This is a genomic window from uncultured Sphingomonas sp. (assembly GCF_964243315.1).
Taxonomy (GTDB): domain Bacteria; phylum Pseudomonadota; class Alphaproteobacteria; order Sphingomonadales; family Sphingomonadaceae; genus Sphingomonas.
On record NZ_CAXTEM010000022.1, the window covers coordinates 37,206 to 48,365 of the forward strand.

Sequence of the window (11,160 nt, forward strand, 5' to 3'; positions counted from 1 at the left end):
CCAGGGCCACAACCGGCAACGCTCGTGCTCCTGCCCCCGCAGGAGCACAAATCCCCGCTACCCGTCGACCGCCACCCGCCCGAGTGCCGGGTCGTCGGTGAAGAACCCGTCGAGCCCGCAAGCGATGCAGCGCCGCATCTCCTCGATCGACCCGGCGGGATAGCGCGCGTCCGGATCGCCCGGGCCTTGCAGATCGGCGGGCAGGAAGCGGTTCTCCGGCCGAAAGGTCCAGGTCCGCACCAGCAGCCCCGCCGCATGCGCGTCGTCGACGAAGCTCGTCGGCCGACCGAGCCGCTTGTCCGCCCCGACCGGGATGATCCCCCGAATGTTCGGCGCGACCACATCGGCATAGCGCGCGATCTCGCGCAGTCCCGCGGGCGCTGCCATCGCGCCATAGGTCAGCGAGCCGCCCGTCGCGGCGATGTCGGCCGGCTGCATCCCGGGATCTCCGACCAGCTGCATCAACCGGACATTGGCGGGCTTCCCCAGCTTCTTGCGGAGCGCGCGCAGATTGGCGGTCTCGAACGACTGGATCTCCACCGGCGCGGTGCGGGTATAGGCGTGCGCGCCGAGCCGCTCGACGAACGCATCCTCGAACCCGCGACCGATCGAACGGAAATAGGTCGAATGCTTGATTTCGGGCACGATGCCGATCACGCGCCCGCGCGCCGCGGACTCGCTGGCGACGAAGTCGATGATCTCGTCCAACGTAACGAGCTGGAACTGACCGTCATAGCTGCGGCTCTCGGGCCGTACCGCGCCCAGCCGTTCGACCGCGCGCAGCGTCTTCAGTTCGTCGAGCGTGAAATCCTCCGCGAACCAGCCGGTGATCGCCTCGCCGTCCACGGTCTTGGTGGTGCGCCGCCCCGCGAATTGCGGCTTGGTCGAGACATCGGTGGTGTCGGCGATGTTGTTCTCGTGCCGCGCCACCAGCACGCCGTCGCGCGTGATCACCAGATCGGGCTCGATATAGTCGGCCCCGTCCGCGATCCCCTTCGCATAGGCCGCCAGCGTGTGTTCGGGGCGCAGCGCCGACGCACCACGATGCGCGAATACCAGCGGCTTGGCCGCGCGGCTCGCCGCCGCCGCTCTCGTCATCGGCAGGATCATCGCGGCACCCACACTGGTCAGCGTCTGTCGGCGGGTCAAGATGGGGCCGGGCATGCGATGTTCCTAAGCTGGTGTAGTCGCCCCCAGCCCTCCGTTCGTTTCGAGCGAAGTCGAGAAACCGCCTCATCGGGCGGGCAGGGTTTCTCGACTTCGCTCGAAACGAACGGGGGAGGGGTGATGCAGCCACTAACCCCGCCATATGACCGACCCGTGACACGCAACCCGCGGGAGCCTTCCGCGCGCAGGCGGGTTCTGCTGCGATGCAAACGTTGGAACAGGCCATCCCCGATTGGCTCGCGCGGTTCGGCGGCGTCGCCGTCCTGCTGCTCGCGGTCGTCGTCGCGCACGCGATCGCGATCGCGGTGATGCGGCGGCTCACCGCGCGCACCAAGACGCCGACCGACGACATCCTCGTGGCGCGGCTGCGCTGGCCGACCTTCTGGCTGCTGATCGGCATGGCGCTGGCGGCATCGGGGCCGAGCCTAGATCTTCCTGCTTATTGGGACCGAATCTGGCAGCGCGTCTTCGGGCTGATCTCGCCCGCGATCCTCGGCTGGGTGCTCTATGCGCTACTGACCGCCTATCGCGACATCGGCGAGGCGCGGTTCGACATCACCGTCGCCGACAATCTCCGTGCGCGGCGCCGCCGCACCCGGATCGGCATCCTCTACCGAATCGGCGTGATCCTGCTCGGGTTGGTGGTGTTCTGCCTGATGCTGATGAGCATTCCCGCAGTCCGCAACATCGGCGTGACGCTGATCGCCTCCGCCGGCCTCGCCGGGCTCGCGATCGGCGCCGCGGCACAGCCTGCGCTCAAGAACCTGATCGCGGGTATCCAGATGGCGTTCACCGAGCCCATCCGGCTCGACGACGTCGTCATCATCGAGAATGAATGGGGACGGATCGAGGAGATCCGCCTGACCTATGTCGTGGTGCGGATCTGGGACGATCGGCGGCTGATCGTGCCAGTGTCGAAGTTCCTCGAGAACAGCTTCCAGAACTGGACCCGCGACACCAGCGCGCTGATGGGATCGGTGTTCTGGTATCTCGATCCCGCTGCCGACGTCGCGCGCATCCGCGCCAAGGTGGAGGAGGTGGTGCGGGCCAGCCCACGCTGGGACGGCCGTTTCTTCAACTGCCAAGTCACCGACAGCAAGCCCGACGGGACGATGGAGGTCCGCGCGCTGATGACCGCGAAGGACGCGTCGATCGCGTTCGACCTGCGCTGCGACGTGCGCGAAGCGATCTATGCGTTCATCCGCAGCGACATGCCCGAGGCACTGCCGCGCGAACGGTTCATGCGGGCACCGGCTTCGGCGTCATCAGCGCCGTCGTGAAGGTGTCGAGCCACCAGCCGATGTCCTGATGCTCGATCACCGCCATCATCTTCTGCCAGCGCCCGATGCGTTCCTCCTTCGACATCCGTAGCGCCTGCATGATCGCGTCCGACATCTCTTCGGCGCTGTACGGATTGACGAGCAGCGCATCGGTCAGCTGCGTCGCCGCGCCCGCGAAGCGCGAGAGGATCAGCACGCCCGGATCCGCCGGGTCTTGTGCGGCGACATATTCCTTCGCGACCAGGTTCATCCCGTCACGCAGCGGCGTGACGAGGCCGATCTTGGCGGCACGGTAGATCCCGGCGAGCACGTCGCGCGGATAGCCCTGGTTGACGTAGCGGATCGGCACCCAGTCGATATCGGCATATTCGCCGTTGATCCGCCCCGACAGCTCCTCGAGCGTGCGACGAATCTTCTGGTAGCTCCCAACCGATTCTCGCGAGGGCGGCGCGATCTGCAGCAGGAACACCTCCTTACGCTCTTCCGGATGCTCGGTGAGGAAGCGTTCGTAGCCGAGGAAGCGTTCTTCCAGTCCCTTGGAGTAATCCAGCCGATCGACCCCGACTATCATGTCGCGCCCGGTCGCGCTGTCGCGCATCTGGCGGTAGGACAGTCGCGCCTTGGTGCCTGCCGCCAGATCGACGAACTCCTGCACGTCGATCCCGATGGGCACCGCCATCACCCGCACCCGTCGCCCGTCGAGCACCAGATCCTCGCCGTCGCGCACCGCGCCCAGCTCCTGCTGCGCGAAGTCGCAGAAGGATTGCAGCCATTCGTCGATGTGGAAGCCGATCACGTCGTACGCGAACAGCGATCGCGCCAGTGCCTGCGCCTCGGGCAGGATCGACATCAGCCGTCGCGGTGGCCACGGGATGTGAAGAAAAAAGCCTATGCGGTTCTCGCACCCACGTTTCCGCAGCTCGTCGCCGAGCGGGAACATATGGTAATCCTGGATCCAGATGGCGTCGCCGTCCTCGACCAGCGGATAGACCGTCTCCGCGAACCGCTCGTTGACCCGGCGATAGCCTCCCGCATATTCTCGTTCATATTCAGCGAGATCGACCCGGTAGTGGAATAGCGGCCACAAGGTCCGGTTGGCATAGCCGTTGTAATATTCCTCGACGTCCTGGTCTTCGAGATCGATCGTCGCGGTGGTGACGCCGTCGCTGCGTTCGAAATGGATGTCGCCGGTGAAGCTGTCGGCGCGGTCGCCCGACCAGCCGAACCAGATGCCCTTATATTCGCGCAGCGCCGATGCGAGCGCCACCGCGAGACCGCCTTGCGCGCCCGAATGCGACCCCGTCGGCGCCGATACCCGGTTCGAAATGACGATCAGGCGGCTCACCGGATCGAACTCCACGGCTTGCTCAGGAGCGCCGCGCAGTTGATCATCCCGACCAGCGAATAGGTTTGCGGGTAATTGCCCCACAGCTCCCCGGTATGGGGATCAATGTCCTCCGACAACAGCCCCGCCGCAGTGCGACGGCCGAGCATCTCCTCGAACAGTGCGCGTGCATCGTCGGCGCGGCCGGTGACGTGGAGCGCCTCGATCAGCCAGAAGGTGCAGACGTTGAACGCAGTCTCGGGCAGCCCGAAATCATCCTCGGTGTCGTAGCGCAGCATGTGACTGCCGCGCCGCAGCCCCGCCTCGACCGCCGCGAGCGTGCCGAGGAAGCGGGGATCGTCTGGCTCGAAGAATCGCAGGTCGAGCAGCTGGATCAGGCTGGCGTCGAGATCGTCGCCCGAAAAGGTCGCCGACATCCGGTTGGTTTCGGGCCGCCACGCGCGTTCCTCGATCACGTTGCGGATATGGTCGGCGCGCTCCTGCCAGAAGGCGCAGCGCTTCGGCAGGTCGAGCACCTTGGCCGCATTCGCCAGCCGGTCACAGGCCGCCCAGCACATCGCCGCGGAATAGGTATGCACGCTCTGCCGGGTGCGCAGCTCCCACAGGCCGGCGTCGGGCTGGTCGTGATGCGTCCACGCCCGCTCGCCGATCTTCTCCAGCGCCTCGAAATCCTCGATACCGCTCGGCCGGAATAGCCGCTGGTCGAAGAACGCATGGACGCTGCACAGGATGATCTGGCCGTACGCGTCATATTGATGCTGCTCGTATGCGGCGTTACCGACCCGCACCGGGCCCATACCGCGATAGCCCGCAAGGTCCGGCGCGAACCGCTCCTCCAACGTCGCCTCACCGAGCACGCCGTACAGCGGCTGGATGTGCCCGCCGCGCGCCTCGTCGACGATGTTGCGGAGGTAGCCGAGATATCCCTCAAGCACGTCGAGCGCGCCGAGCCTATTGAGCGCCTGTACCGTGTAATAGGCGTCGCGTACCCAGCAGTAACGATAGTCCCAATTGCGCTCCGATCCCGCATGTTCCGGAATCGAGGTGGTCAGCGCCGCGACGATCGCGCCGGTCTCCTCATGCTGGCACAGCTTCAGCGTGATCGCAGAGCGGATCACCACATCCTGCCATTCCAGCGGGATCGCCAAGCCGCGGACCCACTCCTGCCACTCGGTCGTGGTGTCGCGGAGCATCGCGTCCACCGTAGCCGCGAGATCGCCGCTGAAGCTCTCGTCCGGCCCCAAAAAGAAGTGCAGCGGCCGTTCCAGCCGGAACGCGCGCTCGTCTTGCAGCATCCCGATCGGCGCGGTCGTGGTCAGCCGCAGCGACAGCTTGTCGAGCACGATGCGCAGATGATTCGACCCGCCATTACGCTCCTGGCAAGAATCGCCCCATCCGCAGGTCGTGCGCAGCGCCACCCGGATTCGCGGCGATCCCGCGACCGGGCGGACGATCCGCGCGAACGCGACCGGGCGGTAGGTTCGCCCCTGACGCTCGAACCGCGGGCAGAAATCGATCACCTCGATCGCATTGCCCGACGCGTCGGTATGCAGGCTGACGAGAATCGCGGTGTTGCGCAGGTAACGCTGCTCGACACTGACCGAATCGACCAGGTCGATTGCCCAGTAACCGCGCTCCGGTTCGGCGCCGCCGACCAATGCAGAGAACAGCGGATCGCCATCGACCCGCGGCACACAGGCCCAGGTAAAGCGTCCGCTGCGATCGACCAGCGCGCTGACCTGACAATTGCCGATCGGCCAGAGGTCCACCGAGGTCATGCCATCTGCTCCATCGCCGCTGCCAGCCATTTGCGCGTGGCCGCCACCGACTCGAGTCGGTAGCTTGCCGCGGTCGCCCGCGTCGCGCCCACCAGGATGCCGGCACCCTCGTGCGCCGCCGCGGCGACCATCGCCGGTTCGTCGGTGTCGTCGTCGCCGAGGAACACCGGGCGGTGCCCCGCGAGCGTCGGCGCGGCCATCATCGCCGCGATCGCGGTGCCCTTGTCGGCGCCGGGCACGCGGACCTCGACCATCATCTTGCCCGTCTGAAGTTGGAGACCGGAATCTTCCGCCAGGCTACGCGCGAGATCGGTGCTGGCGGATTCGGCGGCGGGAAGGTTGCGGTAGTGAAGCGCCGCGCCCAGCGGCTTCTCCTCGACCAGCACCCCGGTTTGTGCAGTTGCGAAGGCTTTCATACGGGTGACTATACGGTCGAGGGCCATCGGCCGTTCCACCCGATCGTGCCGCCCGTCGGGCCATGCGATCTCCAGCCCGTGACTGCCGGAGATCGCGAAGTCCGCATCCCCGAACAACGCCCGCACGCCATCGACCGACCGCCCGCTGACGATCGCCACCCGCCCCTCGAGCACCGCGACCAGCCGCGTCATCAATGCCGCAAGATCGGCATCGACCACCGCCGCATCGGGTGTCGCGACGAGATCCACCAGGGTCCCATCGAAGTCGAGAAACAGCGCGGCACCGCGGAGCAGATCGAGCGGCGGGGGAGGGAGGGTAATCACGCGCGCCGTGTCGGTGATCGGGCGGGGAGGGTCAAGCGGGGGAGGGAGGCCTGCGTCGCCTCACCCGCAGTGACCGGTGGGTGGTGCTTGCCCGGAGATACAAATTTTTCGGGGTAGTCGGCACACCGCCTCCGACATAGGTGCCGGTAGGTATGAACATGCCGGGCAACGAAGGTCTGTGGGGGCTTACCGAGAAGGAGAAGCAAACCCTTCGCCTCATCGTGCGGGGGCACGACGCCAAGTCCAGTGCGCGCAATCTCGGCGTCTCGGTTCATACGATCAACGAACGACTGCGCGATGCACGGCGGAAGATGACGGTATCGAGCAGCCGTGCGGCGGCACGCATGCTGCTGGACGCGGAAGGCGGCAAAGTCGGTCCATCGACACCCAATTCACTTGGAGACGAAGGATTGAGGGAAGACGCAGCGCCGCATCGAGGGAACCACGGCACGGCGCCTAATAGCGGCGTGGGGCGGGCACACCGCCAGTCCTGGACCATAGGAGTTTGTTCGATGACGCTTGCCTTCGCTCTGATTGCGCTCGCCGCGCTGCCGCAAGTTGCTTCTACGCCGGCGCAACCAGCTACCGTCTCTCGCGAGACCCCGAACGCGGCGGTCGTCGACGCTGCGCGTAAATGGCTGACCCTGGTTGATCAGGCGCGCTGGGACGAGAGCTACCAAGCGACGGGTGCCTCGTTCCGCAAACTGAACACGGTCTCGATGTGGACCGCGGCATCCGAAAAGGCGCGTGTTCCGCTAGGCGAGATGGTGTCGCGCACCTTTGCCAGCCAGGAGAGCCTTCCCGCCCCGCCGAACGGCTACGAAGTTGTCAAATTCCGCACGCGCTTCACCAATAAGAACGACGTCGTGGAGACGGTCTCGCTAGCGTACGAGGAGGGCAGTTGGCGCGTTGCCGGCGTTTATATCGGGTAAGTTCGGTCGGTGCGTCGCTGATCGCTCGTACCGAGCGGGAGCGACCACCACGCCTCGGTACGGCGCGAGTGGGTGTCCGCTCGATGCACGGCTGATATTCATCCCTCCCGCCACGCCCCCGGCGCCAAATCGCCCAGCATCCAATCTCCGATGCTCGCGCGGATCAGCCGTAGCGTCGGAAATCCTACTGCAGCCGTCATGCGGCGGACCTGACGATTGCGGCCTTCGCGTATCGTGAGGCTCAGCCAACGATCCGGGATCGCGGCGCGGACGCGAATCGGGGGATGGCGCGGCCAGATTGCGGGGGCGTCGATGCGCTCCACTTCCGCGGGGCGGGTGTCGCCGTCGTTGAGGCGAACGCCGCGGCGCAGGCGATCGAGGGCGGCGTCGTCGGGTTCGCCTTCGACCTGGACCCAGTAGGTCTTGGGCAGCTTGAACTTGGGGTCAGCGATCCGAGCCTGGAGGCGGCCATCGTCGGTGAGCAGCAACAACCCCTCGCTGTCGCGGTCGAGCCGCCCGGCTGGGTAGATTCCGGGCACCTCTATATATTCCGACAGCGTCGCTCGCGTTGTAGGGCTGCCCTTGTCGGTGAACTGGCTGAGCACGCCATAGGGCTTGTTGAACAGGATCAGCGTCACGGCTCAGGCCGCGAGCTTCGTCATCCAGCCTTCGGCATGCGCGAACGCCGGCGCGTCGTCGACGTCGAGCCAGTCGAGATCGCTGCAATCGACGATCTTCGCCCGGCCTTCCACCCCCAGGATCCGGACGCCCTCGGTAATCGACGGGCTGTCCAGCGTGGCGAGCGCGGCGAAGAAGCGCTCGGACACCGCGAACACGCCGGTGTCGTAGCAATCGTGCGGCTCCAGCCCTTTGCCGATCGCAATGATGGCGTCGCCGTTCGTGGCGACGCAGGTGACGTCGAGCGGGTCGACCCAGGCATGCCCCAGCCGGCGGTCAATGCCGAGGCGCAATCCCTCGCCCGCGCCAGCCTTCGCCAGCCGCCGATAGTGGCGCGGCTGGACGAGGTGGTCGCACATCGCCATCACCGCGCCCTCCGTGCCGACCAGCGCACGGGCGGCGAGCGCGCTGACGCCGTTGGGCTGGCGATAATCGGTCATCACCGTCATCACCTCCAGCGACCACGCGCGGCTCGCCAGGTGCGCGGCGATCGCATCGGCGCCGTAGCCGAGCGATACGATCGCACGCGTAAGCCCCGCCGCCGCCATCCCGTCCAGGGCATGATCGATCAGTGCGCGCCCCGCCACCGCGCACAGCGGTTTGAACGGAGTGACGTCACGAAGCCGGCTGCCCTCACCGGCGGCGAGAAGCAGGCCGGTGGTGATCATCACGCGGCCTTGATGAAGTCCTCGACCGCGACCTGCGCGAGGTCGTCGGTCATCTGGTGGCGCGGGTGCTTGCAGAAATAGGCCGATGCCGGATCGATGACGCCCGCGATGCCGCGGTCCTTGGCGATGGCCGCGCAGCGGATCATGTCGATCGCGACGCCCGCCGAATTGGGCGAATCCTCAACCGAGAGGCGCAGCTCGAGGTTCATCGGCACGCCGCCGAACAGCTGGCCTTCCATGCGCAGGAAGCAGATCTTGTTATCGTTCTGCCACGGCACGTAATCCGATGGCCCGATATGGACGTTGTCGTCGTCGAGCCGCTCGGCCGCGACCGACTGCACCGCTTCGGTCTTCGAGATCTTCTTCGATTCGAGCCGGCGGTGGTTCGACATGTTGAGGAAGTCGGTGTTGCCACCGGTGTTGAGCTGGTAGGTCCGGTCGAGCTTGACGCCGCGCTTGGCGAACAGGTCGGTAAGCACCCGGTGGACGATCGTCGCGCCGAGCTGCGCCTTGATGTCGTCGCCGATGATCGCAACGCCCGCATCCTCGAACCGCTTCGCCCAGACCGGGTTGGACGCGATGAAGACGGGAATGTTGTTCACGAAGGCGACGCCGGCTTCCAGCGCGCATTCGGCGTAGAATTCGGTCGCTTCCTGGCTGCCGACCGGCAGATAGTTCATCAGCACGTCGGCGCCGGTGCGCTTCAGTTCGGCGACGACATCGGCCTTGTTGGGCTGCGAGTCATTGGCGACGATGAAGGTCCGGTCGTCCTTGTAATCGGCCATGTGGTCGGCGACGCCGTCCATCACCGCGCCCATCTTCACGACGGTGCCGGTCGCGGGGATGTTCGCCGCGAATACCGCGGTGCAGTTCGGCTTGGCGAAGATCGCCTCGGCGACGTCCTTGCCGACCTTGCGCGCATCGACGTCCCACGCGGCGACGACCTTGATGTCGGATGGCTTATAGCCGCCGACTTCCCAATGCATCAGCCCGACGAGATCGTTGACGCCTTCGCGGTAATGCTCGAGCCCCTGGACGAGCGAGCTCGCACAGTTGCCGATGCCGACGATGGCGATGTTGATGCTCTTCATGAATGACCCTGTTCGCTTGACAATAGGATGGGGAGGGGAGCCTCGGCGCGGAGAAATCCCCGCTCGACGCCGCGATGGCGCATCAGTCCGACGATGACAATGACCGTCAGAGGTACGATTTCGAACCACCAAAAGAGGCGGGGGTCGGCAACCAGGCAGGCGATGAAGATCATCCACACCCGCACATTGGCGGTCAGTAGCGACTGCAGCCGCATCACCGGCGTCGCGCTAACGCCGTAGCGCGCGCCGAGCGCGACCGGATCGGGGCTCGCCGCGAGCCGACGCTCGAACGGCATGGCGATGCGGTCGAGGCTACCCGCGACGCGGTCGTAGAGGCGGACAAGCACCATGCCCGCGGGCACCGGCACCGCGGTCAGCGCCTCGCCACGCACCCGGCGATGGAAACGCGCGCGTTCGCCCTCGTACAGGCTCGATTGCACCGCATGGCAAAGCGCCGCGCCGATCGACAGGGCCCAGGCCTCGACCGTACCCATCGACGCCGCCAGCACGATATAGAGCAGCGCGAAGACGCCGTGATCGCACATCCCGTCGAGCGCGCGACCGAGCGGGCTCGATGTGCCGGTCGCCCGCGCGATCATGCCGTCCAATCCATCGGCGATCAGCCAGACCACCGAGAAGACCAGACCGATCAGCGCCAACCACGGATTGCCCCATCCGGAATAGGCGAGGGCGGCGATCGCGCCACAGCAAAGCCCGATAATCGAGACCGAATTGGCGGAGAGTCCAAGCGACAACGCTCGCGGCAGCAGCGCGCGGGCGGCGGGGTGGATCAGATACAGATTCGATGGGTCCTCGATCCGGCGATCGCGTGAGCCATCCCGGGCCGGCGGTGTCATCAGAACTTCACAATGCGCCTACCCCTTGGCGAACGCAAGAAATTACGGGACGTTTACGGTCAATTCATCAAGCCATGTGGCCGCGATACCATCCGACGGCGCGCGCCAGTCGCCCCGCGGCGACAGCGCGCCGCCTGCCGAAACCTTGGGTCCATTGGGCAGCGCAGACCGCTTGAATTGGCTGGTCTGGAAGAACCGCACGATGAATTTGGCGAGCCAGTGGCGGATCGTCGGCAGGTCGTAGGCGACTCGCGCATCGGCGGGGAAGTCCTCGGGCCAGCGCCCCGCGTCGACGTCGCGCCACGCGTGCCAGGCGAGGAACGCGATCGTCGACGGCGCCATACCGTGGCGGATCACGTAATGCGCGAAGAAGTCGTTGAGCGCGTAGGGGCCGATCATCGTCTCGGTACTCTGCATCGCACCGCTGGCGTCGGCGGGAACGAGCTCTGGCGATATCTCCTGCGCCAGGATCGCGGTCAGCACCGCGTCGGTCGCGGGGTCGTACTGGTCGGTGCGGATGCACCAGCGGATCAGGAACTGGATCAGCGTCTTGGGCACGCCCGCATTGACCGCATAATGGCTCATCTGGTCGCCGACGCCATAGGTGCACCAGCCGAGCGCCAG

Annotated in this window: 10 protein-coding genes and 1 pseudogene; 2 read left to right on the forward strand and 9 right to left on the reverse strand. The window is 66.2% G+C overall.

Features of this window, described 5'->3' with window-relative positions:
- Window positions 1–57: 57 nt before the first annotated feature.
- The gene (locus tag ACFE77_RS08670; protein ID WP_375421234.1) at window positions 58–1,164 is read right to left on the reverse strand and encodes a glycerophosphodiester phosphodiesterase; all 1,107 of its coding nucleotides are present in this window, start codon (window positions 1,162–1,164) and stop codon (window positions 58–60) included.
- A gap of 206 nt (window positions 1,165–1,370) precedes the next feature.
- Here ACFE77_RS08670 and ACFE77_RS08675 point away from each other — a divergent pair, with 206 nt between their 5' ends.
- Window positions 1,371–2,447, forward strand: a complete 1,077-nt coding sequence (locus tag ACFE77_RS08675) for a mechanosensitive ion channel family protein (RefSeq protein ID WP_375421235.1) — start codon at window positions 1,371–1,373, stop codon at window positions 2,445–2,447.
- Here the strand turns inward: ACFE77_RS08675 and ACFE77_RS08680 are convergent.
- From ACFE77_RS08680 to otsB, 3 genes are read right to left on the reverse strand one after another with little or no spacing between them, the layout of a single operon-like run.
- A complete protein-coding gene (locus tag ACFE77_RS08680) occupies window positions 2,407–3,792 on the reverse strand; it encodes a trehalose-6-phosphate synthase (RefSeq protein WP_375421236.1) in 1,386 nt (461 codons plus the stop codon). The two genes, ACFE77_RS08675 and ACFE77_RS08680, sit on opposite strands and share 41 nt — an antisense overlap.
- Window positions 3,789–5,570, reverse strand: coding sequence for a glycoside hydrolase family 15 protein (locus ACFE77_RS08685; RefSeq protein WP_375421237.1), 1,782 nt, complete (start codon window positions 5,568–5,570; stop codon window positions 3,789–3,791). Before ACFE77_RS08685 ends, ACFE77_RS08680 begins: the two co-directional genes overlap by 4 nt.
- On the reverse strand, window positions 5,567–6,310 hold the full coding sequence (gene otsB, locus ACFE77_RS08690; protein ID WP_375421238.1) for a trehalose-phosphatase: 744 nt from the start codon (window positions 6,308–6,310) through the stop codon (window positions 5,567–5,569). Before otsB ends, ACFE77_RS08685 begins: the two co-directional genes overlap by 4 nt.
- Before the next feature lie 152 nt (window positions 6,311–6,462).
- Between otsB and ACFE77_RS08695 the strand changes: the two genes are divergently transcribed.
- Window positions 6,463–7,242, forward strand: coding sequence for a DUF4019 domain-containing protein (locus tag ACFE77_RS08695; RefSeq protein ID WP_375421239.1), 780 nt, complete (start codon window positions 6,463–6,465; stop codon window positions 7,240–7,242).
- A gap of 98 nt (window positions 7,243–7,340) precedes the next feature.
- Here ACFE77_RS08695 and ACFE77_RS08700 read toward each other — a convergent pair whose 3' ends face one another.
- The 5 genes and pseudogenes from ACFE77_RS08700 to nadE all read right to left on the reverse strand — a co-directional run.
- Window positions 7,341–7,880 (reverse strand): pseudouridine synthase, encoded by a 540-nt coding sequence (locus ACFE77_RS08700; RefSeq protein ID WP_375421240.1) that lies wholly within the window; start codon window positions 7,878–7,880, stop codon window positions 7,341–7,343.
- A 3-nt stretch (window positions 7,881–7,883) separates the two neighbouring features.
- Entirely contained in the window at window positions 7,884–8,588 is a 705-nt protein-coding gene (locus tag ACFE77_RS08705; RefSeq protein WP_375421241.1) for an NTP transferase domain-containing protein, read from the reverse strand.
- Window positions 8,588–9,679, reverse strand: a complete 1,092-nt coding sequence (locus tag ACFE77_RS08710) for an inositol-3-phosphate synthase (RefSeq protein ID WP_375421242.1) — start codon at window positions 9,677–9,679, stop codon at window positions 8,588–8,590. The genes ACFE77_RS08705 and ACFE77_RS08710 overlap by 1 nt, the downstream gene beginning before the upstream one ends.
- Window positions 9,676–10,536, reverse strand: a complete 861-nt coding sequence (locus tag ACFE77_RS08715) for a CDP-alcohol phosphatidyltransferase family protein (RefSeq protein ID WP_375421243.1) — start codon at window positions 10,534–10,536, stop codon at window positions 9,676–9,678. The genes ACFE77_RS08710 and ACFE77_RS08715 overlap by 4 nt, the downstream gene beginning before the upstream one ends.
- 42 nt (window positions 10,537–10,578) lie before the next feature.
- Window positions 10,579–11,160, reverse strand: a pseudogene (gene nadE / locus ACFE77_RS08720) (NAD(+) synthase); the annotation flags it as partial.

Bases quoted from the DNA above. Each gene is read 5' to 3' on its own strand.
- ACFE77_RS08710 (WP_375421242.1), bottom strand. From the start codon at position 9,679: ATGAAGAGCATCAACATCGCCATCGTCGGCATCGGCAACTGTGCGAGC.
- ACFE77_RS08685 (WP_375421237.1), bottom strand. From the start codon at position 5,570: ATGACCTCGGTGGACCTCTGGCCGATCGGCAATTGTCAGGTCAGCGCG.
- ACFE77_RS08675 (WP_375421235.1), top strand. From the start codon at position 1,371: ATGCAAACGTTGGAACAGGCCATCCCCGATTGGCTCGCGCGGTTCGGC.
- ACFE77_RS08715 (WP_375421243.1), bottom strand. From the start codon at position 10,536: ATGACACCGCCGGCCCGGGATGGCTCACGCGATCGCCGGATCGAGGAC.
- ACFE77_RS08670 (WP_375421234.1), bottom strand. From the start codon at position 1,164: ATGCCCGGCCCCATCTTGACCCGCCGACAGACGCTGACCAGTGTGGGT.
- ACFE77_RS08695 (WP_375421239.1), top strand. From the start codon at position 6,463: ATGAACATGCCGGGCAACGAAGGTCTGTGGGGGCTTACCGAGAAGGAG.
- ACFE77_RS08705 (WP_375421241.1), bottom strand. From the start codon at position 8,588: ATGATCACCACCGGCCTGCTTCTCGCCGCCGGTGAGGGCAGCCGGCTT.